At 47.7% G+C, this 25,126-nt stretch carries 17 protein-coding genes and 6 tRNA genes; 9 read left to right on the forward strand and 14 right to left on the reverse strand.

Annotated features, from left to right (window positions below; translation table 11 throughout):
* Nucleotides 1–62: 62 nt before the first annotated feature.
* The 5 genes from C3V36_02850 to C3V36_02870 form a co-directional block, all read right to left on the reverse strand.
* Nucleotides 63–425, reverse strand: coding sequence for a GntR family transcriptional regulator (locus C3V36_02850; GenBank protein AVM70416.1), 363 nt, complete (start codon nucleotides 423–425; stop codon nucleotides 63–65).
* A gap of 218 nt (nucleotides 426–643) precedes the next feature.
* Nucleotides 644–2,065, reverse strand: coding sequence for a hypothetical protein (locus C3V36_02855; protein ID AVM68286.1), 1,422 nt, complete (start codon nucleotides 2,063–2,065; stop codon nucleotides 644–646).
* Nucleotides 2,066–2,125: 60 nt separating this feature from the next.
* The gene (locus tag C3V36_02860) at nucleotides 2,126–2,959 is read right to left on the reverse strand and encodes a sugar ABC transporter ATP-binding protein (protein AVM68287.1); all 834 of its coding nucleotides are present in this window, start codon (nucleotides 2,957–2,959) and stop codon (nucleotides 2,126–2,128) included.
* On the reverse strand, nucleotides 2,956–3,870 hold the full coding sequence (locus C3V36_02865) for a sugar ABC transporter permease (protein ID AVM68288.1): 915 nt from the start codon (nucleotides 3,868–3,870) through the stop codon (nucleotides 2,956–2,958). Before C3V36_02865 ends, C3V36_02860 begins: the two co-directional genes overlap by 4 nt.
* A 76-nt stretch (nucleotides 3,871–3,946) precedes the next feature.
* Nucleotides 3,947–5,698, reverse strand: coding sequence for a beta-hexosaminidase (locus C3V36_02870; protein AVM68289.1), 1,752 nt, complete (start codon nucleotides 5,696–5,698; stop codon nucleotides 3,947–3,949).
* A 356-nt stretch (nucleotides 5,699–6,054) separates the two neighbouring features.
* Here C3V36_02870 and udp point away from each other — a divergent pair, with 356 nt between their 5' ends.
* Entirely contained in the window at nucleotides 6,055–6,834 is a 780-nt protein-coding gene (gene udp, locus C3V36_02875) for a uridine phosphorylase (protein ID AVM68290.1), read from the forward strand.
* Between the two features lie 27 nt (nucleotides 6,835–6,861).
* Here udp and C3V36_02880 read toward each other — a convergent pair whose 3' ends face one another.
* The 6 genes from C3V36_02880 to C3V36_02905 all read right to left on the reverse strand — a co-directional run bounded on the left by C3V36_02880 (nucleotide 6,862) and on the right by C3V36_02905 (nucleotide 16,128).
* Nucleotides 6,862–8,193, reverse strand: a complete 1,332-nt coding sequence (locus C3V36_02880; protein ID AVM68291.1) for a replicative DNA helicase — start codon at nucleotides 8,191–8,193, stop codon at nucleotides 6,862–6,864.
* Nucleotides 8,194–8,212: 19 nt separating this feature from the next.
* A complete protein-coding gene (locus C3V36_02885) occupies nucleotides 8,213–8,659 on the reverse strand; it encodes a 50S ribosomal protein L9 (GenBank protein ID AVM68292.1) in 447 nt (148 codons plus the stop codon).
* Nucleotides 8,637–10,694 (reverse strand): DHH family phosphoesterase, encoded by a 2,058-nt coding sequence (locus C3V36_02890; GenBank protein AVM68293.1) that lies wholly within the window; start codon nucleotides 10,692–10,694, stop codon nucleotides 8,637–8,639. The genes C3V36_02885 and C3V36_02890 overlap by 23 nt, the downstream gene beginning before the upstream one ends.
* A 146-nt stretch (nucleotides 10,695–10,840) precedes the next feature.
* On the reverse strand, nucleotides 10,841–12,586 hold the full coding sequence (locus C3V36_02895; protein ID AVM68294.1) for a hypothetical protein: 1,746 nt from the start codon (nucleotides 12,584–12,586) through the stop codon (nucleotides 10,841–10,843).
* A gap of 527 nt (nucleotides 12,587–13,113) precedes the next feature.
* Complete coding sequence (locus C3V36_02900) at nucleotides 13,114–13,734, reverse strand: hypothetical protein (protein ID AVM68295.1); 621 nt, start codon at nucleotides 13,732–13,734, stop codon at nucleotides 13,114–13,116.
* 159 nt (nucleotides 13,735–13,893) lie between these two features.
* Nucleotides 13,894–16,128, reverse strand: a complete 2,235-nt coding sequence (locus tag C3V36_02905; protein AVM68296.1) for a hypothetical protein — start codon at nucleotides 16,126–16,128, stop codon at nucleotides 13,894–13,896.
* A 217-nt stretch (nucleotides 16,129–16,345) separates the two neighbouring features.
* Here C3V36_02905 and C3V36_02910 point away from each other — a divergent pair.
* From C3V36_02910 to C3V36_02935, 6 genes are all read left to right on the forward strand, one after another.
* Nucleotides 16,346–16,420, forward strand: a tRNA-Pro gene (locus tag C3V36_02910).
* A 5-nt stretch (nucleotides 16,421–16,425) separates the two neighbouring features.
* Nucleotides 16,426–16,496: transfer RNA gene (locus C3V36_02915), tRNA-Gly, on the forward strand.
* Between the two features lie 36 nt (nucleotides 16,497–16,532).
* Nucleotides 16,533–16,606, forward strand: a tRNA-Arg gene (locus tag C3V36_02920).
* A gap of 34 nt (nucleotides 16,607–16,640) precedes the next feature.
* Nucleotides 16,641–16,717: transfer RNA gene (locus C3V36_02925), tRNA-His, on the forward strand.
* A 24-nt stretch (nucleotides 16,718–16,741) separates the two neighbouring features.
* Nucleotides 16,742–16,814, forward strand: a tRNA-Lys gene (locus tag C3V36_02930).
* A 4-nt stretch (nucleotides 16,815–16,818) separates the two neighbouring features.
* Nucleotides 16,819–16,900, forward strand: a tRNA-Leu gene (locus C3V36_02935).
* 532 nt (nucleotides 16,901–17,432) lie between these two features.
* Here the strand turns inward: C3V36_02935 and C3V36_02940 are convergent.
* Nucleotides 17,433–17,987 (reverse strand): hypothetical protein, encoded by a 555-nt coding sequence (locus tag C3V36_02940; GenBank protein AVM70417.1) that lies wholly within the window; start codon nucleotides 17,985–17,987, stop codon nucleotides 17,433–17,435.
* Nucleotides 17,988–18,399: 412 nt separating this feature from the next.
* Here C3V36_02940 and C3V36_02945 point away from each other — a divergent pair, with 412 nt between their 5' ends.
* The gene (locus tag C3V36_02945) at nucleotides 18,400–20,118 is read left to right on the forward strand and encodes a phosphoglucomutase (GenBank protein AVM68297.1); all 1,719 of its coding nucleotides are present in this window, start codon (nucleotides 18,400–18,402) and stop codon (nucleotides 20,116–20,118) included.
* A gap of 128 nt (nucleotides 20,119–20,246) precedes the next feature.
* Entirely contained in the window at nucleotides 20,247–21,179 is a 933-nt protein-coding gene (locus C3V36_02950) for a mannose-6-phosphate isomerase (protein AVM68298.1), read from the forward strand.
* 138 nt (nucleotides 21,180–21,317) lie between these two features.
* Here the strand turns inward: C3V36_02950 and C3V36_02955 are convergent, their stop codons facing one another.
* Together C3V36_02955 and C3V36_02960 are read right to left on the reverse strand one after the other, a co-directional pair.
* Nucleotides 21,318–23,309 carry a hypothetical protein gene (locus C3V36_02955; GenBank protein AVM68299.1) on the reverse strand — a complete coding sequence of 664 codons (1,992 nt, stop codon included), beginning with the start codon at nucleotides 23,307–23,309 and terminating at the stop codon, nucleotides 21,318–21,320.
* On the reverse strand, nucleotides 23,306–24,919 hold the full coding sequence (locus C3V36_02960; GenBank protein AVM68300.1) for a choline kinase: 1,614 nt from the start codon (nucleotides 24,917–24,919) through the stop codon (nucleotides 23,306–23,308). Before C3V36_02960 ends, C3V36_02955 begins: the two co-directional genes overlap by 4 nt.
* Nucleotides 24,920–25,126: the final 207 nt, after the last annotated feature.

The following is a 25,126-nucleotide window of genomic DNA, read 5'->3' on the forward strand; positions in this document are numbered from 1 at the left end:
CCGCCGCGGCCATGCTTGGCGGTGCTTTCCAAAAATACCTCGCGCTCTTGCCGCTTTGCTGCTTAAGCCTTTTTTTCCTGTTCTGTCAATTCTTTTAAAAGCTCCATAATTTCTTCTTCCCCAAGTCCCAACGACTTCATATCCGCCAGAAAGCTTTCTCCCAACTGCCGGGCCAGCTGCCGGCCTTTGGCTTTGATCCGCTCTCTGTCCTGCGTCACGTAACGGCCGACCGTTCGATCCGCGAAGAGCATACCCTCCTGCTCCAACTGGGAAAATGCCTTTTGCATCGTATTCGGATTGACTCTGGCGGTCTCCGCCAGCTCCCTGACCGTCGGCATCTTCTCGCCCGGCTGATATTTGCCGGCAATAATCTCACGGGTAATTCGCTCTACCAGCTGAATATAAATCGGCCGGCTAGAATCCATCTGCCACACTGTATGTCCTCCTTCCACTGGATTAGATTTGTTGTCTTACTGTATTGTTATATTAATACAATAGTTGAAAAATGTCAAGCGAAATTTTAAAAAAACTTAAAACCCGGCTGCCGGTTTCATCCGACAGTCGGGTTTTTCGCTCTTTACTTATCTTGCCGGCAGACGGATGCCTACCGACTCAAAAATATCTCATGCTTTGCCGCCTGAGTTTATTTATTTTCCTCAACGATCTTTTGACCGCGGCTCATCATTTCGCTGATTGCTTTGTCAATATCATTTTCGCCCAGCAGGTATTTTTCCGTTTCCTCTGTCAAGAGCTTAGTCAGCTGAACCTGATATTTGGGAATGGTGACAAATAAGTTATCTTCCCAAGCCGGGTTATTTAACACATTTTTCAGGGCTTCCATATCGCAGTACTTCGGATCATCGACCATCTTTTCAACATATTCCATCCGGTCCTCGCCCTTAACCGCCGAAATGCTCACACCGCGGATTTTCATGCCTTCCGTGGTATAGAAGCGCAGAAAATCATAGGCTTCCTGCGGATGTTTAGAGTTCTTTGATACCGAATAAAAATGAGCTTCCACCAAAGTCCGTCCTGCTTTTCCATCCTTAAATACGGGCAGCGGCGCAAAAGTCGTCTGAAAATCATGCGGATATTTGCCCTGATCATCCAGTTCATTGATCATCCAGCTGCCGATCGGCAGCATTGCAATCTCACCATTAAAGAACTTCGACCGGTAATTCATATTCATGGCCTTGGCCTCAGCAAAAGGCGCCGAGCATTTATCCACGTTTTCCAGCTGATTTCTGAACTCAAGCCAGGCTTTCAGATTGGGATCGTCATAGTTTAAGCTGCCATCGGCTTTGAGCAGCGCATTATCCATCTTGGCAGAGACAACACCTAAATAGTTAAAGGTATCCCATAAATGGAAATATCCGCCATATCTCTTTTCTGCGCCCTCACCCTTGGTCAGTTTAAGCGCATACTCCTCATAATCCTGCCAGGTCCAGTCCAGGCTCGGAATCGGCAAACCGGCTTCTTCCAAATAACTCTTATTGAGCAGCACAAACCAAGCCTTCCAATCGGCCGGCATGCAATATACTTTACCGTCAACTACCGGCAGACAGGAATATGTCTCCTTGGGGTCAACCCCCTCAGCCTTAAAATAATCATCCAAGGCCAAATATGCGCCGGACGACGCTCTTTGCGTATGCTCCGGTACGGCCGCCGTTGCCACAATATCCATTTCCTCGCCGCCCATCAGCATCAGGTCAACCTTTTTGGTATACTCACTGGCGTTTTGATCGCCGTAATAATCAAAGACAACCTTAATATTCGGATGTAGCTTATTATATTCTTCTGCCGCTTTTTTATCCTCTTCCTGATGATTGGTCTGCCAGCCGACAAACCGGAGCGTTACCTCTTCGCCTGAGCTGGTCGCGGGGGTTTCTGTCTTGTTGGCCTCGGTCTTATTTTCCTCCGTCTTTCCTTCCGGCTGAGGTGTTTTCTGCTCGGTCTTGCCCGACTCACCGCAGGCCGCCAGCGAAACGATCAGCATCATCGCTAAAATAAAACTTACAATTTTTTTCATAATTTTCCTCCCTATTTTATTGTGATTTCCCGGCATCCGTCCTCTGTCAGGGCAGCGCCGGCAAAAAGTTACCTTAATCAAAAACTTCTTATTCCGCTATCCCTTAACCGCACCGCTGGCAATACCATCAATCACAAAGCGCTGCCCGAACAAAAAGGCAATGACCAGCGGAATAATGGAAGACACGGCCGCCGCCATAATCAGCGAATAATAATTACCCGCTTCCGAGGCAAACTGCTTCATCCCCAGCTGAATCGTATACAGCTTTCTGGAGCTTAAAAACACGAGCGGTGCCTGATAATCGTTCCAGGTCCAAACAAACTTTAGTATCCCCAGCGTTGCCAGCGCCGGTTTGGTCAGCGGGAAAATGATCTGCAAAAACACCCGGAAATGACTGGCTCCGTCAATTTTAGCCGACTCGGACAAGGATTCCGGAATGCCCAGCATACTCTGCCGCAGCAAAAATACTCCGTAAACACTGAACATATAAAGCAAAATCAAACCCAAATGCGTATTATACAGCCCGATTTGCTTGGCAATCAAAAACTGGGACACAATCGTTACCTGCGGCGGAATCATCATCGTCGCCAGGTAAAGAACAAAGACTTGGTCCCGACCTTTCCAATGCACCTTGGAAAAGCCGTAAGCGCCCAGGGATGATACAAACATCTGTAAAGCAGTCGCTGCCACAGTCAGCCAAATCGAGTTCCAATAATACAGTCCGAAATTATATTGCTTCCCCCATACCGCCTTATAATTTTCAATCCCGTTAAACCGGGGCGGAATCCATTGAATCGGAAAGTTAAAGACATCCGCCTCCATTTTGAACGAAGCGGAAATCATCCAAATCAGCGGCAGCAGCATGCTAAATCCAATCAGCCAAAAAATAACGGTCAGAATAATCTTGCCCACACCTAATTTTTTGTTCATGCTTTCACCTGCCCATCAAAACTCTTTTGCAGCCGGAATTGAATCAATGTCACCGCAAAAATCAGGACAAACAGCGCCCAGGCCAATGCATTGGCATAGCCCATATCATATTCTTCAAAGGCCTTACGATAGACATAATATGCCATCACCGAACTGGAACTGCCCGGCCCGCCCTGAGTCAGCACACTGATATGATCAAAAACTTTAAACGAACCGATAATCCCCATCGTCACCAAAAAGAAGGTTGTCGGCCGAATCAAAGGCACCGTCACCGAAAAAAACTGACGCACCGGTCCGGCGCCGTCAATGGCTGCCGCTTCGTACAGTTCTTTGGAAATGCCCTTTAGCCCCGCTAAAAATACAACCGCATAATAACCCACGTTTTGCCAGATATAAATAATCATCACCGATGGCAGGGACCACTTTAAATCAGCCAGCCACTTGGGGGGATTTTGCATCCCGATCGAATGCAAAAACGAATTGATCGGCCCAAAACTGGGATGAAACAGCACCTGCCAAACCGCGCAAACCGCAACTACGCTGGCAATATAGGGAATAAAAAACATTACCCGAACCGGGGCTTTGCCCAAAATATAACGGTTTAAAATTTCGGCAGTAACCAGTCCAAGCACCGTCAAAGCCGGTACTGTAATCAAAGTAAACATGATATTATTTCGGTAAGACTCCAAAAACCAAACGTCAGTAAATAATTTAGCATAATTAGCCAAACCATGAAAGCGAATGGCCGAAAGCCCCTGCAAAAAATCCCATTTGCAAAAGCTCAAAATGACCGAGATAATAACCGGAATCAAAATAAACACCAAAAAACCCAGCAGTCCCGGCAAAATAAACAGTATTCCCGTCCAGAACTCTCTTCGCTCTCTTTTATTGCGCACTGTATGATTTCCCATGACACCTTCTCCTTTGTTTAAGCCTGCGCCGCCAAGCGCTTAAAACTTCCGCCGGCGCAGCTTTTCCTCATCCACCCTAATAATTCAGCAAGTCTCCGCACAACACATCAATATTGCTGACGCCGGTAAACGGACTCCGGCCGGTCAGCTTTTCGGTCAGCACCTCCAAAGTGACCTGACGGCTGTCATAAGTATTGATATAGGTCTGTGCCTGCGGAATATCTGCCAGGTGATACGGACATTGAATGGAAACCACCACCGTCGGCAGTTCATGCACATAAAACGGAACATCCGGCGTTCCCTTGCTCAGCGGCCAGACCGTTCGCTGCACCGTTGACGGATTCACATTGACCAGATTGATGACCAAATCATAATTTTCAGTGATTTTACTGATCGGGGCCTTCTGCGCATAAATCGAACCAATATTTTTAATAAACTCCTCTTTCGGCAGTTTCATCAGCTTTTGCATCGGCGATTCATAAATCGTAACCGTAAAGCCCTGTGCTTCCAAACTCTCTTTCATCCACTGCATCGGCTGGCCGCCGCCGCCCAGAAGCTCACCGAAGCCGCCCTCGACTCCTTTGACTTCAACCAGCAGGATTCTGGGATATCTCTCCGGTGTCAGCGGCAGTACGCCTTTTTCTTCCCGAACCAGCGTAATTGCCTTATCGGCCACTTCCCTGAAAAGCTTTTGATTCTCGGGCAAACCGATCTTCGCCAGCGCTTCCGCTTTCGGCGGCAGGATTTCGCTCTTAGCCTTGCGATGCAGTCCCAGATGTGCTTTCAAACCCAAAATCCGATAAAGTGCCTCTTCCAGCCGCTCTTCGGTAATGATCCCATTCCGATAGCCCTGCATCATATACTCAAAATCCTCGTCCGGATCGTTAAAAAACAAGAATAAGTCGCAGCCGGCAGCAATGGCAGTCGGCAGAACTTCCGACCGCTTCATGGCCGAAGTCATACCGACCATATGGCTGGCATCGGTCACAATCAGCCCGTTAAAACCAAGCTGGCCGCGCAGCAAATCCGTCAGCAGCTCTTTGGACAAAGTGGCCGGCAACGTATTTTTGTCTTTTAGTTCCGGGTTAAAATGACGGCTGTAAGCTGGCAGATGAATGTGCCCGGCCATGATCGACGGCAGATCCGCCTCGATCAAACCCCGGTATACTTTGCCGTAAGTTTGATCCCACTCCTGACAAGACAAGCTGTTAATGCTGAACGACAGATGCTGATCCCGCTCGTCCACCCCATCGCCTGGGAAATGCTTGGCGGCCGGAGCAATGCCGCTCTCCCGTATCCCCTTCATATAAGCCAGTGCCATTTCCAGCACTTTATCCGGATCATTGGCAAAGGAGCGGCTGGAAATAATGGGATTGCGCCAATTATACATAATATCAACAATCGGCGCAAAACTCCAGTTGCAGCCGACCGCTGCCGCTTCCACACCGGCCACCCGCCCCATTTCATAGGCATAGTGAGCATCATCGGTCGCGCCGATCTTAACCTCCACCCCGACCTCAGTACCGTCCTTGCAGGCACCGTTGCCGCCGGCTTCGGTATTGGCTGCAATCAGCAGCGGAATTTTGGAGTTTTCCTGTAAAATCCGGTTCTGCTCATATACTTCCTCGGCCAAACCCGGATTGTATCGAACAGCGCCGATATGATAGGTTTGCACCATATGCTTTAAATAGGCTTCTTCCCGGGAAGAACCCATATTGACAAAAAGCTGTCCGATCTTTTCTTCCAGAGTCATCGACGCGATCGTCTCCCTGACCCATCTAATATCTTCTTCCTTTAAATAATATGGCCTTGCTGTTAAATCTACCATCTTTTTACCCTTATCCTTCCGTGAATTGTTTGCCTTTCACCTAAGCTCAAAGGGCGAAAAGGCTGTTCTGTCGAACATGGGGAAGTTGAAACCATTACCTGACTAAAATATCATATTTCCTAAAAATTTACCAGTGATTTTTTAATTTATTTTATCAAAATCTTGAACACTTATTATTTTTGTTTGATATTCCTAATTTTATTAATTGTTTTTTGTTTATCTTGCTTAAAACTTGTTCTTTCCCCTTCGTTAATTTTGAAAAATTCTTGAATCTTTCGCCCTCTTCGTTTATACTGATAAAGAAAGCCGGCTGTCGGCAGCCGGCCAATCCATCATCCGCTTAAAGGAGGTAGCATATGTCAGTTGTATATACCACAGATAAAGAATATCATATTGGGCTAAAAGCCGGCGATGTCGGCGAATATGTTATCCTGCCCGGCGACCCGGGACGGGTGCAGAAAATTGCCGAACATTTGGATAACGCCGTTTTTGTCGGCCAAAACCGCGAATACACTACCTATACCGGCACTTTAAACGGCGTTAAGGTCAGCGTAATGTCGACCGGCATGGGCGGCCCCTCAACTGCCATCGGCATAGAAGAGCTGATTCATATCGGCACCAAAACTCTGATTCGGGTCGGTACCTCCGGCGGAATGCAGCCGGAAGTGGAAGCCGGCCATGTGGTCGTTGCCAGCGGTGCCGTTCGTATGGACGGAACGGCCGGGGAATACGCTCCGGTCGAGTTTCCGGCCGTCCCCGATTTTACAGTCGCCAGCGCATTGGCCGAAGCCTGCCGCAATTTAAAGCTGCCGCATCATGTCGGGGTCGTTCAATGCAAAGATTCTTTTTACGGCCAGCACGAGCCGGAAAATATGCCGACCAGCTATATGCTTTTAAATAAGTGGGAAGCCTGGAAGCGCTGCGGCGTTTTAACCTCGGAAATGGAATCAGCCACTTTGTTTGTGGTCAGTGCAATCCGCCGGGTGCGGGCCGGCTCCATTCTGCTGGTTGTCGCCAATCAGACCCGCCGGGAAATGGGACTGCCCGACCGGCAGGTGCATGATACCGAAGCCGCTATCAAAGCAGCCGTCGAGGCCGTTCGTCTGCTGATTGCTAAAGATCAGGCAGCACAATAAACAACAAAAAAGCCGGGAAACCGGCTTTTAATATTGTCTTTCCATATTCATAAATCTTGTGTACTCACCCAGCCACAAAAGCTTGGCGCTGCCGGTCGGACCGTTTCTCTGCTTGGCGATAATGACCTCGGCCTGCCCCTTATTTTCCGGCGTCGCATTATAATACTCTTCCCGAAACAGAAACATCACCACATCCGCATCCTGCTCAATCGCTCCCGACTCCCGCAGGTCACTCAGCATCGGCCGGTGATCGGCCCGGCTTTCCACCGCCCGGCTCAACTGCGACAATGCAATCACCGGCGCCTGCATCTCCCGGGCAATCGCCTTTAAGGAACGGGAAATTTCGGAAATTTCCTGCTGCCGGGACTCCGACCGCGCACTGCCGGTCATCAACTGCAAATAATCAATGATAATTAAGTCAAGACCATGCGTCAATTTCAGCTTCCGGCACTTGGCTCTAAGGTCGGCCACCGAAATACCGGGGGTATCATCAATAAATATCCTGGCTTCCCCCAGAACACTGGCCCCGTTTAACAGCCTTTCAAAATCCGTATTCTCCAAATTGCCGTTGCGGATTTTCTGTGCGTCAATCATGGCTTCGGCGCTGATCATTCGGCTGGTCAACTGCTCCTTGCTCATTTCTAGGCTGAAAAAAGCCACTGATTTTTTTTCTTTGACCGCCGCATACTGGGTAATATTTAACACAAACGACGACTTGCCCATAGAGGGTCTGGCCGCCACCAAAATCAAATCCGAGGGCTGAAACCCGGCCGTCATATGATCCAAATCAATAAAACCGCTGGGGAGCCCGGTCACCGCACCATGCTGGCCATAGGCTCTGGCAATGCTGTCCAGTGCCGGACTGATCAGACTTTTAATCAGCACCAAATCGGATGTCCGCCGGTTTTGGATAATGTTAAAAATCCTCTCCTCTGCCTTATTTAAGATCTCCTCTAATTTCTCCTTACCCTCAAAACTGTCGGCGGCAATGTCATTGGCCGAGCGGATTAAGCGGCGTAAAACCGATTTTTCCTGTACAATCCGGGCATATTCTTTGACATGGGCAGAAGTCGGCACATTTAAAGAAATATTGGTCAAATACTCAATCCCGCCGACTTCCTCCAATTTCCCCATTTTGTTCAGCTGATCCTGCACCGTAATCAGGTCAATCGACCGGTTCTCCCGAAAAAGAGTATAAATCGCCGCAAAAGCGGTACGCTGCTCCGGCGTATAAAAATCATCCTCGCTGACATATTCGGTCGCCGTATAAACAGCCTCCCGGCTCATCAGCATCGAACCGATCACCGTCTGCTCCGCCTCCAGACTGTAAGGGGGAATTCGCTTGATTTCATCTGCCATGGCTTCCTCCTTACGCTTTCTATTCCGCCTCCACCTTGACCGTCAGCTCGCCGACTACTTCGGCATGCAGTTTAATCTCAACCGTATGCACACCCAGCGTCTTAATCGGTTCCTTGAGCACAATCTTTTTCCGGTCCAGATTCAGCTTCAGCTGCTCCTCAATCGCCTGTCCGATATCCTTAGCCGCCACCGACCCAAAGGTGCGGCCGCCCTCGCCGCTCTTAATCTTTAAGACAACCTGTTTGCCCTTTAAACTGGCCTGCAATTCCTTAGCGGCAGCCAGCTCGGTTTCTTTTTTATGAATAGCCGCCTGTTTGGCCTGTTTAGCCTCATTGATTGCGCCGCTGGTGGCAGCGACTGCTAATTTTTTCTTAAACAAAAAGTTAGCGGCATAGCCATCGCTGACCTCAACCATTTCTCCCTTTTTGCCTACTTTTTTAACATCATCGAGCAGAACTACTTTCATCGTTGTTTTCTCCTTCTTGTAAATATTCATCAATTTTTTCTTTAATCAGGGCAATTGCCGCTTCCATAGTCATGCCCGTCAGCTGCGCTCCCGCCATGTTTAAGTGTCCGCCGCCGCCCAGTTTTTCGGCGATCAGCTGCACATTAACCGTGTCAAACGAGCGGGCGCTGACATAAATCGTCTCTTCCACCTGGGTCAGCACAAAGGAAGCCCGAATCGTTGCTACATTTAAGAGCTCATCGGCTGCCTGTGCCGCTACCAGAACCGGATTGGGCGTATTGCTCGGACAAGTCGAAATCGCCATACCATCCCGGTAAATGACCACCTCGTTAATCGCAGCCGCTCTGGCCTTGTAGCTTTCCAAATCATTGCGGAAAAGTTCCCGCACTCTGGTGATATCGGCTCCGTTTCGCTTCAAAAAGGCTGCCGCTTCAAAAGTCTTAACCCCGGCCTTAACCGTAAAGTTTTTGGTATCAACCGTAATTCCGGCCAGCATCGCATCGGCTTCAACCGCGTTCAGCCGCGGTTTATCGGAAATATAACGCAAAATCTCCGCTACCATTTCACAGGCCGAAGAAGCAAACGGCTCAACATAACGCAAAACCGGATTTTCCACCTGCTCGACACTGGTACGGTGATGGTCAAAAACCACCACCCGGGAAGCCATCGTCAAAATCTCCGGGTACTCGGTATAGGATGGCCGATTGACGTCCACCACCACCACCACCGTATTTTCCCGAATCAGCGACTTGGCTTCGCTGTTATTGACCAGCACATATTCCCGGTAAATCTCGCTTTCCAGCAGCCGGTCATATAGCCCTTTAATGGAAGTCGATACATTATTAACAATAATATGGGCTTCCTTCTTCATTTCCCGGGCGCAGACATAAACACCGACTGCCGCTCCCAGCGAATCCATATCCGGATTGTGATGCCCCATAATCACGATATTATCCGCTTCCATAAACAGCTCTTTCAAGGCGTAAGCCTTCATCCGCGCCTTGACCCGGGAAGTATTTTCCACGCCCTTCGTCTTGCCGCCGTAAAAAAGCGTCTTATCGCCCTCTTTAATTACCGCCTGATCACCGCCCCGGCCGAGCGCCAGTTCCATTCCCGCCTTGGCGTATTCCATGCTGGCGGCAAAGCTGCCGGGATGAATCCCCAGAGCAATACTGATCGTCACCGGCAATTCATTGCCCAAATGCAGTTCTCTGATTTCATCCAGTATCGAAAACTTCTTTTCCTGCAAAAGCTCAACCTGTTCCCGGCGCAAAATCAGAAAATATTTATCCTTTTCGTATCGCTTTAAAACTCCTTTAAACTCATTGGCAAAGCGCTGCAAATTAGTATCAACCAGCGCCATCAGCGGCGACTGCTTGACTTCCTCGGTACTTTGCATCACTTCCTCATAGTTATCAATAAAAATGCTGCCGAGCACACATTCCTGCGCCTGTGCCTGCTCTCTCAGCGCCGACATCTCAGTAATATCATAAAGATACAAGGCATAATAAAAGTTTTGCTCCGAGCCTTCCAGCAAACTGTTGCCGCTCGTCAGCAGCAGGCGCTGCAATACTGCTTCGTAAGTATTCTCCTTAAACCGAACTTTCCGTTTAACAGTCACATGGTCAACCGGCAAATCGCCGACATGCAAATCCGTCAAATATTTGAGAACATTTTTGCCTTTCAGATTTTGATCCGGAATCAATTCGCCAAACTTTTCATCATACCACTCAATCACCCCATCCGCATCCAGTACGGCATGAGGGATGTCAAAATAATACAAATGCTCCTTTTGCAGTTCCGATGCGCTTAAAGAAAGGCGCAGGATTTCCTGCTGCAATGTTTTTTTGGCTTTTAAAATCGCATAGGTAAAAACCGCTCCGTGAACCAGACTCAGCACCAAAAAGGCCAAGCCGATCTCTTTATTGAGCAGATATGTAATCCACGTAAATACCAACAGCAAAAACTGACTGGCCCATGGCCAGAGCAAATATTTCTTCAGTCTTGCCGACAAGCGAATATCCTGACTTCTCATTTTAAGCTCCTTGCTCTTATGTAACTTAACTTTCCTGTCGAAAAGCAAACGCCTACCTATGCCACTATAACATAGACAGGCGTTTTTTATCTCTCATATGCACCCGGCTGCCGGCTACCCGCTAAGGTCCCTCGGCAGAGCCTGCTTTACAAATATTTGGTTGGATTCACTCTGGTACCGTTGATGTAAATCTCAAAGTGGCAATGATTGCCGGTACTGTTACCGGTCGAACCAACCTCGCCGATTTTTTCACCCTGTGCCACCTTCTGGCCAACCGTACAGGAAACCTTACTCATATGCCCGTATAAGGTCTGTGTGCCGTTACTGTGCTGAATCTTAACCATATAGCCATATCCGCCGCTGTTCCAGCCGGCCTGAATAACGGTTCCGCCGTCCGAAGCCATGATTTCCGTGCCGCGCGGCGCCGCTAGGTCAATTCCACCGTGGAAAGAACCCCAGCGATAACCGTAACCGGACGAGAAAATAAACCGTTTCAACGGATAAATAAACTTACCGGTTGTCGCCTTCGGCGGCAGCGGCATAGTGCCGACCAGCCGAATCTTCGGCTGCATTTCGGTCAAAACTTCCGTCTCCAGTACCTGCGAAGCAATCTGCTGGCCGTTTACTTTGGTAATAAGTGCCTTAACATTTTGCAGGCCGTCCTGACCTTCTTCCTTGATCTTAGACGAACCGACATACATGCTCGGATCCTTTTCTTCCACCACCGTCTTTAAAATCGGCTCATTATAAGTCGTTTCATATTTAGCAATGACCTTGAGCAGCGGCTCCGGTGCCGTAATCACAATCTCATCGCCGACATGAATCACCGCCTCACCGTTTTGCAGCTGAGGGTTGAGCTGATAGAGCTTACTCAGCCCCATGTCATGTTTGTCAGCAATCACACTGGGTGAATCACCCTTTTCCACATAATATACTTTTTGCTCAATCCGGTTTTGAGTGACCAGATTGGTTGCCGTCTCCACATCAACGATTTTATTGGGAGCCACATAGCTTTCGGCAATCAGCACGTCTTTGGGCAAGCTGACTTCCAGCAGTTTTTCGTTATTCGCCGGAGCCCCCTGAGCAAGCTGCGCTTCGCTTAAGTCAATGGCATCGCCCGCTTTCTGCGGCTTTTCAGCTGCAGCCGGCTGTCCCGACAACTTATTCTTAATTGCCGTTACGATACCGTTTAAGGTTTCCACCGGCCGACGCTTCGCATCCGCTGCCGTCGGATCACCGGAAGTCACTAAACTTCTTTCTTTTTCCTCCGGATCAAAAACCAGCAGCTTGGGCGTAGTCACCAAACTGTTATGCTGATCGGCAGTCAAATCAACATCAACCACCATATCGGTGTCCAAAAACTTTTCCTGCGCCCGGCGCAGCACCTCTTTGGCCGACTCTTCATCTGCCAGCGCCACGGTAAAGGCATTGCCGATTTTAACCACATAAGCCTTCTGCTTTTCGCCCTCAATCATAGAAGCAAACGCAATTTCCAGTTTGGCTATCAGTTCATAATTATCCCCTGAAATTTCCGCATTCTTTACTTCCGTTAAGGTAATCTTCGTATCCAGCTCCGGATCATAGCCCAATTTCTTTTTTAAAGCCAAATACGCCTTTTCCGCCAATTCCTCGGCGATTTCTTCGCTTTCAACAATTCCTGCTTCTCTTCCGTTAAATTCTACTTTGTAGGCTTTTTCCACCTGTTTGACAACTGCATGGTTCCCTGCGGTTATTTGTGAATTGTGAGCCGGGGATTCCGGCGAGAACCTGGTTATCGTTGTAATGGCAACCACTGCCGCTACCGCCGCACAGACCTCTCTTTTGTGTTTCCACCAAAAAGGCTCTCGGTATTTCGGTACTCCGTACATACAGACCTCCTTTGATCCGTCCATAAAACCGTTTTATGGATCTGCTGCCGTCATGCCCTATTGCTTTCAAATAATTGTATTCTTAACCCTCTCTTTTTCTCTGAATACGGCATGACATTGAGGTATCCGGTCAACTGACCGGCTTAATTTTTCCTGACAAAACTTTCCTTATCCGATGCCGGATCTGACAAAATCCAACCCGCTCAGCCCTGCCTGCCGAAACATATCCGCAGAGGAAAACTGCTTTTATCGGCGGCTGCCGGCGCAGAAAAAATTAAGTAATCAATTTGTAACACATCGATATTATGATATCATATGTTGGCCCAAATGTAAAGTTTATCTTTTATTTTCGTAAATGAAAGCCGTTTTTCGTCATTTTGCATAAAATTATTCAAGCCGGGCTTCTACCCCCGCCAAAGCCTTTAAATTCAAAAACTTTGCGATTACTAAATATTCAGTCTCCGCAAAGTTTTTTTCTTTTCTTTATTTTTCTTAATATTAACTTTACAAAAATTTGTTTCTTTTTAAAAACATAAGTTTGTTCGCACGGTTCAGCGATGATGCCGCATCCGATAATCCAGTCCGACCACACCCAGAATAACCGCAATCAGCACCGCCACAGTAATTCCGATACCGCCGTAAGCCCCGAAAATTAATTTACTTAAATTAAATTCCCCCTTGGCTTTCCCGCTGATTTCACCTTTTTCGCCTGATGGTTCTTTCTCCGGCTGCGCCGGTGCGCCCTGAGCAATTTTCTCATCACTGATTTCAACATCGCCCTGCGGCGTAACCCACACCAGAATCGTATTATCACCCGCTTCTACCGTAAACTCAGCCAATTCTGCCTCTTCCGGCAAAGCATAATTTTCTGATACAACCCGATAAACATAAGCCCCCTGCTCCAAGCTTAAACGAATATGCCCGACGCCGCCCTTTTCCGATTCGCTGACAAAGCTGCCGATCTTTTCGCCGCTGCTGCCGTCGGCGTTTTGCCGGTAAAGCTCCAATTCCACTCCCGACACCGTTGCTTCTTCAACCGTTTCGCCCACAATCAGCAGCACATTTTCCTTTTCGGCCTGAGTCGCCGAAATCAGAGGTGAGCTTATGAACAGCAAAGCCATTATCATCGCCAACACCATATGAGCTTTTTTTATAAAACACTTCTTTTTCATAAGCTGTCCTTTCTTTAGTATATAGGTCTTTTTTCTTATTTCATAGTTCTTTGGTTTTTATCATTCTTCATAATAGCATAGATTCTTCACAAAAGCAATAGTTTTTTCATTTTTATATTAAAAAAAGGAAGCCTTTGCCGCTCCCTTTTTTATGCTTCATTATTGTACTAAAAGACCTTTTTCAATTTCCGTTGCCGGCAAGTCTTTGACCACATTAATGCCGTTAAACTCCAGAACTTCTTTTACTTTTAATTCATAAGTCCTATTTGGGTTGTAATTTTGAGCATTCAGCACGATTCGGCGTCCGTCAATGTAGCGGACTCCCAAAATATACAGCTCCTGTTTGGTTTCCTTGTCATAGATCCGGTAATTATCAACATCCAGATTCGGCACGGCTTTGGCCACCGGTTCATTAAAGTAAATCTGAACGGCATTATCGCCGATATAAATCACCTTTTCAAACCGCACCTTCTCTTCTTCCATATCCGTTACTTCAAAGGCGATCTTAGCGGCATCCTTGCGCCACTCACCATTAGCGCCCTTAATATCCGTCTTGGCGTAGAGATAATAAGTGGCTGAATTGTTTTCCTTCAGCGGCTCAGCCAAATACATCAGCATCCGGGCATTCTCATAATCATGATAAATCGCAGCCGGAACAATCATTTTACCGCTCAGCTCCCGGCGGAGATAATAATTTTTCGGCTCCGCCGCCGTCCGCTGATCCATGGCCGTATCAAAATTGAACTGAATCGTATAGGGATCAATCTGTCTGGCCTCACTTAAATCATAGCTGCTGGTTCCGGTTACGCCCGCCGTAAAGCGATAGTCCTTTTCAATAATGGACTCCGTCCGGCCCTCGGTATAGAGTTGATTGATTTTCAGGTTATAAGTTTTATTCTCAATGAGAGTCCGTGATGTTTTCAGCAAAATACTTTGTTCACTGCTCTCGCTCCCCGCCAGAACAGTGGCTTTATCAATCGCAATCGGCGAAGCATTGTTGTCTGTCAGATAATAGGAAAAGACCTGCTCTGCGGTAGCGGCGCTGACCGGCTTATTGGTTGTCAGGCGAATAGTATTTTTGTCCAGCAGCTCAATCGCAGTAATGTCAAACTTGGCTTCCTCCGTTTGTTTGCCTAAAAACAACAGCATATCTTCCTTGCCCGAATTAATTCTGACACCTAACTTAGACTGGGCGCTGCCCGATACAATTAATGCATAGGCTGCGTTTTCCACGAAGCTGTAATTTTGCATCTGAATCCGTACCTTGGTTTCTCCGGAAAGATTCACTTTTAAAGCCGCGCTGTCGGCCACAACATCTTTGTCCCGCTTAATCTGATAAAAACTTTGGTTGGTCATAATGTCGCCGATCGGATGTGTAAACTCCACCTCAATCGTCCGCCGATCCAACACATCAATCCGGCTGATGCGGAAAAGGTCAGTTTCAATCCCCTGCCGGCGCAGTGAAACAAATTCCTTTTTATATTCCTGAAAATAAGTATTATCCCGGTCAATCACATCTTTAATCAAAATCTGATACTTAACATTCTCGGCCGGCTGATCGGTATCGACCACAAACGAATTTAACAAATCCGTCGCCCGGATGGACTTAACCTTTAAATTGCGGCCGCCTTCCTCGACCAGAATCATATTTTCGGCGGAAAAGACCTTAGGCGGATTGCTGAAACGGACGCTGTACCGGCCGGGGGACATTTCCTTGACTTCTTCCACCCGGTTAGTTCCCGTCCGGCGCAGCAGACCGACTTCTGCCAGCGTCGCTTCGGTGACACCCTCGTTTTTCAGCAAATTATAAAACATTTCTTTTTCGGTCTGCACATTTTTCATACCCAAAACCCTATCAAGGAGCTTAATCACATCGCCTCGGGTAAAGGGATTGGCAGCCGCCAGACTAACCTCGCCGGCCGTTACGATTTTTAAATCCTCGGCTTTCTTTAAGGTGTTCTGCCAGGTAAAATCCTTATCATACTGATAGCCCAGCGCGACCAGCAGCAATTTGGCAAAAGCCTGCATCTCTAACTTAGCCTTCGGCCGGAAAGTACGATCGGCATAGCCGTTGATAATTCCCTTTTGAATGCAGTAGCCGATGTATGGCGCCGCCCAATCGGTTTTGGAATTGATATCGGTAAACGTACTGATCGGATAACTGGCAGAATTGGTCATCACTTCTTTCTCTGCCCCCAACAGCCGGACGATAAAAGTCGCCGCCTCCTGCCGGGTCAAAGTGCCGGTTAAATTGTAGGATTTGCCGTCGCCCTTTAAAATACCTAATTTATTCAGCCTTGACGCTTTTTCCTCCAAGGTGCTCTCCGCTGCCTGTACCGAAATACCGGTCAGCAGAATCATAATTCCCAGTAACAGCGCTAATATTCTTTTCATGCTTGCCTCCACTTTCTTGGTCTATCGGGTTCCCCCGCCTCCAGTTTTTTCCTTATTATACATGATTTTGAAATGTTTTAACAGAGTTTCTTCTATTTTTAAGCAACTTTTAATCTCACTTTTTCCTTTTTTTGAAAATAAGTGTTGACATTTACTAGCTTCTTTAGTATAATCATTTTTGCGTTTGAAAATCATTGCGCACACAAGCTTTTGCTCCCGAGGTGTGGCTCAGCTTGGCTAGAGTACCTGATTTGGGATCAGGGGGTCGCAGGTTCAAATCCTGTCACCTCGATACGTGCGTGTGTAGTTCAGTGGTAGAACACTAGCCTTCCAAGCTAGATATGTGGGTTCGATTCCCATCACACGCTTTGTCCGGTTTTAAGCGGCGGCTTTCAGTCGGATTTGTGCCTGTAGCTCAGTAGGATAGAGCAGTGGCCTTCTAAGCCACGTGTCGGGGGTTCGAATCCCTTCAGGCACGTTGCTCTGTACCTTTGTCAGGGCAGAATTATGCGGTGGGTGTAGCTCAGTTGGTTAGAGCGCTAGGTTGTGGCCCTAGAGGCCGTGGGTTCGAGTCCCATCTCTCACCCTACTCTTCGGAGTAACAATTTTATATGGGTTATTAGCTCAGACGGTAGAGCACTTGACTTTTAATCAAGGTGTCCCGGGTTCGAGTCCCGGATAGCTCATTTGGCGGATGTGGCGGAATTGGTAGACGCATCAGACTTAGGATCTGACGCCTCACGGCGTGGGGGTTCGAGTCCCTTCATCCGCAGGAAGCATAAAAACAAGACCTGTTAGGGTCTTTTTTTATGCTTTATTGCGTGAGGAAGGGGCTCGAACTGAGGCGTAAAGAAGCCGCCAGCGGCGGGTTCGAGCCGAGCGGCCTGATAGCCCGCTCTTTCTCCTGCCCTCTCTATTCCTTGCTCTCTCTTTTCCCTGACCACCCTATTCCTTCCCGGCGGGCGGTGGGAGTCCCTTCATCCGCAGGAAGCATAAAAACAAGACCCGAGAGGGTCTTTTTTTATGCTTTATTGCGTGAGGAAGGGGCTCGAACTGAGGCGTAAAGAACCCGCCAGCGGCGGATTCGAGCCGAGCGGCCTGATAGCCCTCTCTTTCTCCTGCCCTCTCTATTCCTCACTCTCTCTTTTCCCTGACCACCCTATTCCTTCCCGGCGGGCGGCGGGAGTCCCTTCATCCGCAGGAAGCATAAAAACAAGACCCGTTAGGGTCTTTTTTTATGCTTTATTGCGTGAGGAAGGGGCTCGAACTGAGGCGTAAAGAAGCCGCCAGCGGCGGGTTCTTTCTTATACTTTATACCCCAATTTCTCCATTAATTCGCTCGGTGACGTTTTCAGTATTTGCTCCTCCGGTATACGCTCCGAGTACCTCCCGCTTTCCAGAATATCTTTGAGCAGGAAATTATCCAAAATCATATCCTGCCGAATCAAATCCCAGTTCGCTTTCTTCTTGAAAAATACTTTAAAAATCAGGAAGTTCATAATCGGCCCGATCACCGGTGTCTGCACGCCAAATGCTTCCGTATGGGAAAAGCTGCAGCCGCCGTCTGTCCGTTTTCCCTCAAAGGTTATAACGGCCGTTTTATTATCATTCTCGAACACAAATCGAAAATACCGATCATCTCGTTTGCTTTCTTTAATGCGCCCGGTTACATCATAATCAAGCCCCATAACCACCTCATGAAATCGGACTTTATCTCCTGTCTTAATGCCGCCGTCTAATAAATTGCAATGCAGATGCAGCGGACTCCATTTCACAAACTCTTCTTCAAAATTATCCGCCCAGCGACAAAGTTTTTCAAAAGGGGCAGCAATGCTGATTTGTTCATTAAGTACAACCATATTCATCCTCCTTGCTAAGTTAAACTTCTGTTGCAGCAAAAGCATCCGGCATCTGATGCCGCGATTTTCGCTCCTGTTCTTTTTCGTCCCCTGAACCGGCCTTTCCAAATAAGACGCCATTTTGATTGCCGTATTCTTCTGTCCTATTATAAAATTAGCCGGCAATACATTTTTTCATGTTTTTAGTATAACATGTTCGGCAGCATAAGAACAAGTATCTATTATACTTGTCGCATTTTGAACAGATACCGCCGCCTTTGCCTTGTTTAAAAATCCTTGAGCCGATTGCCGCCAAAAACACGCGCTGACGAATATTTGGGCAAGGAAAAATCCGCAGGATTTTCTCGCACTCACGCTCAAGTTATGATATAATGAATTAAAACCCGCACACTCGCAAAAACAGGAGGAGACTATGAGTTATCAAACACTGTATACCGAATGGCTGAATAACGACTACTTTGACGAAGCAACCCGGCAGGAATTGCTGGCCATCAAAGGGAACGAGCCGGAAATAGAAGACCGTTTTTACACTGATTTGGAGTTTGGCACCGGGGGGCTGCGCGGTATTTTAGGCGCCGGCACCAACCGGATGAATATTTACACCGTCCGCAAAGCAACGCAGGGACTGGCGAATTACATCTTAAAAACCGCCGGCGAAGCCGGTAAAAAGAAAGGCGTTGCCATTGCTCATGATTCCCGCCGGATGAGTCCGGAGTTTTGCCGGGAAGCGGCGCTGGTTTTAAATGCCAACGGCATCGCGTCCTATATCTTTAACGGTGTCCGCACTACGCCGGAGCTGTCCTTCGCCGTCCGCAACCAGGGCTGCGCCGCCGGTATCGTCATTACTGCCTCGCACAATCCTTCCAATTATAATGGCTACAAAGTATACGGCGAGGACGGTGCTCAGGTGACTTATCCCCGCGATAAGGAAATCATTGATGAAGTCAATAAAATTACCGATTTTTCTATGATTAAGTATCAGCCGGCCCCCGGCGAACTGTATCATGTTTTTGGCGAGCAGGAAGATACCGATTACATTAATGCCATTAAAACACAAACGCTTGATCCGGCCGTGATTGCGGCTGAAAAAGACAAGCTGGTCATCGTTTACACCCCGCTGCACGGCACCGGCGGCCGGCCGGTACTGCGGGTTTTAAAAGAACTCGGCTACCAAAAGGTTTATCCTGTTGCCGAACAAATTGAGCCCAACGGCGAGTTTCCGACTATTTCCTATCCCAATCCGGAAGAAGAAAAAGCCTTTGAATATGCGAAACGGCTGGGACAGGAAAAAAATGCCGATTTACTGCTGGCGACCGACCCCGATTCCGACCGGTTGGGCATTATGGCAAAAACAGAGGATGGCAGCTATTTCCGCTTTACCGGCAATATGATTGCCCCGCTGCTTTTCGACTATATTTTAACCAAAAAGAAAGAACAAGGAACTTTACCGGCAAGCGGCGCTTTGATTTACAGCTTTGTTTCCACCAAAATCGCTAAAAAAATGGCCGAGCGCGAGCATTTAAAGGTCTTTGAAGTGCTGACCGGTTTTAAATACATCGGCGAGAAAATCAAAGAGTTTGAACAGGATCACAGCTATGAATACCTGTTTGGCTTTGAAGAAAGCTACGGCTATCTAATCGGCACCCATGCCCGCGACAAGGACGCCGTTGTTTCGGCGATGCTGGTCTGCGAAATGGCTGCCTATTACAAAACGAAAGGTCTAAACTTAAAACAAGCCTTAGAAGCGCTTTACAGCCGCTATGGCTATTACCGGGAAGCAACGCTGCCGCTTAGTTTTCCGGGCGCCGAAGGCCGCAATAAGATGGCGGAACTGCTGGCTCGTTTCCGTCAAAACCCGCCGCAGGAAATTGACGGTCGCAAGGTACTGGAAATCCGCGATTATGAAAGCGGCCAGATTACCGACTGTCAAACCGGTCAAACCCGACCGACCGGCTTAGTTAAATCCGATGTTTTATACTATGTTTTAAGCGGCGATGCCTGGGTCTGCGTCCGTCCCTCCGGTACGGAACCGAAAATGAAACTTTATTACGGCGTTCAGGCTACGAGCTGGGATGCGGCCGAAGCCGCCGGTCAAAAGCTGGAGGCTGCTTTAATGCAAATGGTAAAATAAACGGCACTTTTCCCGCAGAATTGCCTGCCGGCGCGGAAAATGCAATTTTTTCTGCACCGGCAGCCGCAGGACAAACTTTTTATGCTGCAAATATCGAATAAGCAAGCACGCAAGAAAGCAGGTACACTATGATTTTTAAACTTTATCCGGCTCATAAGGATTATTTATGGGGCGGTACCCGCTTAAATGAGGAATTTTTCAAAAACCGAACCGGCATTGTGGCTGAAACCTGGGAACTGTCGGTTCATCCGGACGGCCCGTCCGTTATCACCGATTCCGGCACTGCCTATGACGGCAAAACGCTGACCGAATACTTAGCCGCCGAACCGCAGGCACTGGGCCAGCCGGGCGAACTGCCGATGTTAATTAAGTTTATTGATGCGGCCCAAGATTTGTCCATTCAGGTTCACCCCGACAACGATTACGCGCTGGCGCATGAAGGCCAATTCGGCAAAACCGAATGTTGGTATGTACTGGACGCAGCCCCCGGTGCTTTTCTCTATTACGGAGTAAATCGTCCGCTCAGCCGGGAGGAATTTCGCCGGGTAATAGCGGAAAACACTTTATTGGATGTGCTGCGCCGCGTACCGGTCAAAAAAGGGGATTTTTTCTTTATTCCGGCCGGTACCATTCACGCTATCGGTGCGGGTATTTTAATTGCCGAGATTCAGCAAAATTCGAATGTTACTTATCGGGTCTATGATTTTAACCGCAAGGATGCAAGCGGTAAACTGCGGGAGCTTCATATCGAACCGGCGATTGCCGTATCCGATTTAACCCCGGCGCAGGAGCATTTTGACTTTGGCGGTCATCTTTGTCAATGCCCTTATTTTACGGTTGACAAGATTATTGTTCGCAGTGCCCTCCACTATGACCCGCAAAGCTATCAAGGCCGGGCCAGTTTTCATTCCCTGCTGATTTTAGACGGTGTCGGAACTTTAACCGATGGCCAAAGTACGCATCCCCTGCGCAAGGGCGACAGCTTCTTTGTCAGCGCCGATCACTCCGCTTACACCGTAGACGGCGACTTGACCATGCTGCTGACCACTTTAGGAAAATAAAACCGCGATTTTATTGCAATAAAAAGGAGTTGTTGCATTTTCAGATTTTTACACAAGATTCAGGAAAAATCTTTGCGATCCATCGCCATCTCTTGTGTAGAATCTGTATTTTGCAACAGCCCCTTTTCTTTTTATCCCTTATTCATATCTCTGAAAATACCCCAAATGCTCGGCAACATAACGAAGGCACTCCTGCATCAAAGCTTCGTCCCTGATCTCCTCACCGGCCGGTGTCCGCAGGCTGCAGCTATATTCCGCCAGACTGACTCTGGCGTCCTTTTGCACGGCCTCTTTAGTCTCAAAGAAAAATACCATATCTTCATTGCGTAAAGCAATTTTATAAGTATCGCCCGGATAAATGGACTCGCTGACCGTAAACTTTCTTTTTTCGTTGCCGCCGAAAAAGACCGGCAGAACCGACCGGCGACCGGTCAAATCAACCGAAAAGCCCGCTAATTTTCCTAAAATCGGCAAGTAATCCACGCTGGAAATATATTCCGGGCAAACCCCCGGCTGTATGTCCGCTCCCTTAATCAGCAGCGGCACTTTGGTCCGCTCATCCGCTAAAAAGAAACCGCCGTTCGGAACCAAATACCCCTGCCCGTGATCGGAAAACAAGGTAACTAAAATATCCTCCGGCGCAAAGGTTTCGTTTAAATAATCAAACAAAAAGCCCAAATAGCGGTCAACATAGCGCATTTGCTCCTGATACCGTCGTTTTTTATTGCCATTAAACTGCTGCTTAACCGAAGTGCTGCCGGTTGCCCGTTCGTCCTGAAGCTCGGACAGTGTCAGGCGTGCCTGCACATCAAACGGCAGCTTATAATTATCAGTAATATCGTGGAGCTCCCCGATATTGATATAAACATACTGATTGCTTTCTTTCAGCCCATCCATATGATTAATTGCCTCGGAAATGACCTGCTTAATATCCATTACTTCCCCGTACACGCCAGAAAGTACCCGGTCAAAGCCGCGAACATAGCCATAGTCAGGATTCGTCCGCCAGTCGCCGTCAATCTTGGCCGTTGTATATCCGGCCCGTTTTAAGCACTCGCCCAGCACCTCTACATTCTCCGGCAAACGATAATCCACTTCAGGATAAAACATCTTATGATCAACGGTGTATTGACCGGAAAAATATCCTGCCATGCTGGGATACGTCCATTCACTCGTGGAATAAAAATTAGTGCAGCGGATTCCGGCGGCAAAATAGCGGTAAGTTTTCGGCATCGACTCGGCAAAACCATTTTCCTCCAAAAAGGTCTGTGACAATCCATCCACAAAAATTGTTAAAATCAGCTTTTTACGCCCCGGCTTTGCCGTCAGCGGCATAGGCTGACCAACCACAATCTGCATTCCCTCCTCGCCACTGATTTCAAGATCTCGGTCGGCCGGATAACAATGAAAAACATTACAAGCCTGATACATTTGAAATCGTTCCTGTTCGCATTTTATTTCAAAGTTCCCCGTTCGCCGAACCAAAACCGGTACGAGAGACTGCTCCCCGATTTCTACCTTGACCGAATTCCCCTGTGTCAGCACCTTTCTGAGTTCAGCCTGATCATACGGAATATTCCTCTCTGCCGAAAGAATGCCCAAACGATTATAACCGGCAATATAATATTCCGAATTGGTCTTCAATCGTACGCCTACCGTCTTTTCTTCCGCGTACGACCATGGATTGATTAACCGCTGTCCAAACAAATCATCCATTCCCTGCTGCAATTTTCTCATTTTCAGACGAAGTTCTTCAATTTCTTTATCCGTCGCCTGCTGTGCCTGCAACTCCATTTTCAACTTTATCCGTTTTAATTCCGAACTGTCTAACTGATCGGTTTCTATCAAACACAGTCGGGCAAAATATTCATAAGCCTGATAAAAATCGCCGACAATTTCATAGAGCACGCCTAAATTATATAAAAAATCCAGCATATAGGGATTCTTTTTCAGCCCCTCGTGCAGCAGCCCAATCCCCCGCTCGATTTCACCAATCAGCATATAATAAGTGGCTTTCATTGATACAACATCTAAATCAAAGGGCTTTACCCGTTCATAAGCCTCAATCTCCGGCAAAAGCCCCTCGACTACGCCCTGACTTAAGCTTTCCTGAATTTCCTGCTTGTTCATTTTTTATCCTCTTTTCCGGTGAAAAATCCCATTTCAGCCAATTTTTTAATATAAATCTGCGAATACCCATAGACCTTAGCTGCATAGTCCTCATGAAAAACATAGCCCTGGCCCTCTTTATATTTCGCCCATAAACTCCAGTAAAGCCCGCAGACTGCCGCGTAACCGTACAGTTTTATTTCCTCCCTGATCAATAATTTCCTGCCCAAATACAACTCTGCCAGTTTTTTCAAATCTGCCGCATCATAGCCCGGCGAAATAATAAAGACCGCCAAATCCATCATCGGATCGGACATAGCCGCATACTCCCAGTCAATCAACCGGATTTCACCGTCTTTTAAAACCAACACATTTTGCTCGACAAAGTCAATATGACAAAGCACCGGGCAAAAATCTACCGTTTCCAAGTATTCGGCAATCCGAACAACTGAATCCCTAACCGCTTCATAATCCGGCCAAAAAGAAACCTGCGCCACCCGGCACCGTTTTTCATAAGCTAAAATCTCTGCTTTCGGATAAAAAATCCGTTCAATCCGTATTCCGCTATTATGCACCTCTTTTAACCTTTGCAGCGCCTTTTTGACTTCCGCTGCCCATTCCCACTGCAAAATCTTGGAATTCTCTTCATAAACCGTGATCTTAATCCCGCTTTCCGGGTCAAAGTACACGACCCGATCGGTGATATTCTTATCTTTTAGAGCTTCATACACCAAATATTCATTTTTTCGGCTGATAAACGCACTGCTGCCGACTCCCGGCAGTCGCAAAACATAGCGAACTCCCTTAACCCGAAACAGGAAAGAAGAATTGGTCATTCCCAGCTTTTGCTCCCGGATATCGGTAATCTCGCTTTCTCTGATCTGAAAAACTTCTGCAATTCGCTCTAAAACAGGATTCCCGGAATGCTCTCGATAGCGTGGGTCAAAGGCTCGCAAATCTTCCAAACTTTCCAGTTCCAAGACCGCCTGCTCCCTTTCCTCATGGATATAAAACTCCAATTCCCGGGTATGACGAAGCAATACTTCTTCCCACAGCCAGCTATGGCTGCTCGGGTTTTCATATTCCCGTTCCAGTATCCGGCAAAAATCAGGAACTACTTCCCGGCTGAAAAAGACCGCACCATACATATAGGGCTGTCCACCCGCCGCCTGCTTTTGCACCTCTACGATCCGTCCGCTTTCATCCGTCCGCAGCCCCCATTCGGCTTTGGCAGTTTGGCTGCGCACCGCGCAGTACCAGCTCTTATCGGTTTCCTGCCCTTTAAAAATATTTTCCGGATAATAATTATCCGCCGAGAGAAGGTAAGTATCGCCCAAATACTGTCTGACCAAATACAAACTGGCAATATTATTTTGACTTTCATAATTCGGATTGTAAATACAGGTCACAATTCCGGTGTATTTTTCCTGTAAAAAATCAAACTGCTCCGCCAGATACCCCGTTACAATCAGGATTTTTTTAATTCCCACTGCCAAAAGCTGCCTGATTTGGCGCTCGACCATAGTTTCGCCCCGCACTTCAATCAGCCCCTTGGGTTTTTCATAGGTCAGAGGAATCATCCGGCTGCCCATTCCGGCCGCTAAAATGATGGCATTTTCCACTGTTCGCATTTTTATTCCCTTTTCCTGTGCCAATCATCTCAACTTTCCCCTAATCGAAGTGCTGTGCACTTCTGCCCGGGCGGGCGATCTGCCTAAAAAAGTCTGTTCTAATTTTGCGGAACATGGGAAAGTTGAGTTATCATTTTTATAAAAAAGGCTTGAACATCAGTCAATCCCCATTATAGTACCGACATAGCAAGCCTTTTTATTAAGCCT

Source organism: Lachnospiraceae bacterium oral taxon 500 (assembly GCA_002999035.1).
In the GTDB taxonomy this organism is placed as follows: Bacteria; Bacillota; Clostridia; order Lachnospirales; family Vallitaleaceae; genus W11650.

Coding starts and splice junctions, on each gene's coding strand:
- C3V36_02900 (AVM68295.1), bottom strand. CDS start 13,734: ATGAAAAAGAAGTGTTTTATAAAAAAAGCTCATATGGTGTTGGCGATG.
- C3V36_02880 (AVM68291.1), bottom strand. CDS start 8,193: ATGGCAGATGAAATCAAGCGAATTCCCCCTTACAGTCTGGAGGCGGAG.
- C3V36_02945 (AVM68297.1), top strand. CDS start 18,400: ATGAGTTATCAAACACTGTATACCGAATGGCTGAATAACGACTACTTT.
- C3V36_02905 (AVM68296.1), bottom strand. CDS start 16,128: ATGAAAAGAATATTAGCGCTGTTACTGGGAATTATGATTCTGCTGACC.
- C3V36_02850 (AVM70416.1), bottom strand. CDS start 425: ATGGATTCTAGCCGGCCGATTTATATTCAGCTGGTAGAGCGAATTACC.
- C3V36_02955 (AVM68299.1), bottom strand. CDS start 23,309: ATGAACAAGCAGGAAATTCAGGAAAGCTTAAGTCAGGGCGTAGTCGAG.
- C3V36_02890 (AVM68293.1), bottom strand. CDS start 10,694: ATGAGAAGTCAGGATATTCGCTTGTCGGCAAGACTGAAGAAATATTTG.
- C3V36_02950 (AVM68298.1), top strand. CDS start 20,247: ATGATTTTTAAACTTTATCCGGCTCATAAGGATTATTTATGGGGCGGT.
- C3V36_02855 (AVM68286.1), bottom strand. CDS start 2,065: ATGCCGGGAAATCACAATAAAATAGGGAGGAAAATTATGAAAAAAATT.
- C3V36_02940 (AVM70417.1), bottom strand. CDS start 17,987: ATGGTTGTACTTAATGAACAAATCAGCATTGCTGCCCCTTTTGAAAAA.
- C3V36_02860 (AVM68287.1), bottom strand. CDS start 2,959: ATGAACAAAAAATTAGGTGTGGGCAAGATTATTCTGACCGTTATTTTT.
- C3V36_02885 (AVM68292.1), bottom strand. CDS start 8,659: ATGAAAGTAGTTCTGCTCGATGATGTTAAAAAAGTAGGCAAAAAGGGA.
- C3V36_02960 (AVM68300.1), bottom strand. CDS start 24,919: ATGCGAACAGTGGAAAATGCCATCATTTTAGCGGCCGGAATGGGCAGC.
- C3V36_02870 (AVM68289.1), bottom strand. CDS start 5,698: ATGGTAGATTTAACAGCAAGGCCATATTATTTAAAGGAAGAAGATATT.
- C3V36_02865 (AVM68288.1), bottom strand. CDS start 3,870: ATGGGAAATCATACAGTGCGCAATAAAAGAGAGCGAAGAGAGTTCTGG.
- C3V36_02895 (AVM68294.1), bottom strand. CDS start 12,586: ATGGACGGATCAAAGGAGGTCTGTATGTACGGAGTACCGAAATACCGA.
- udp (AVM68290.1), top strand. CDS start 6,055: ATGTCAGTTGTATATACCACAGATAAAGAATATCATATTGGGCTAAAA.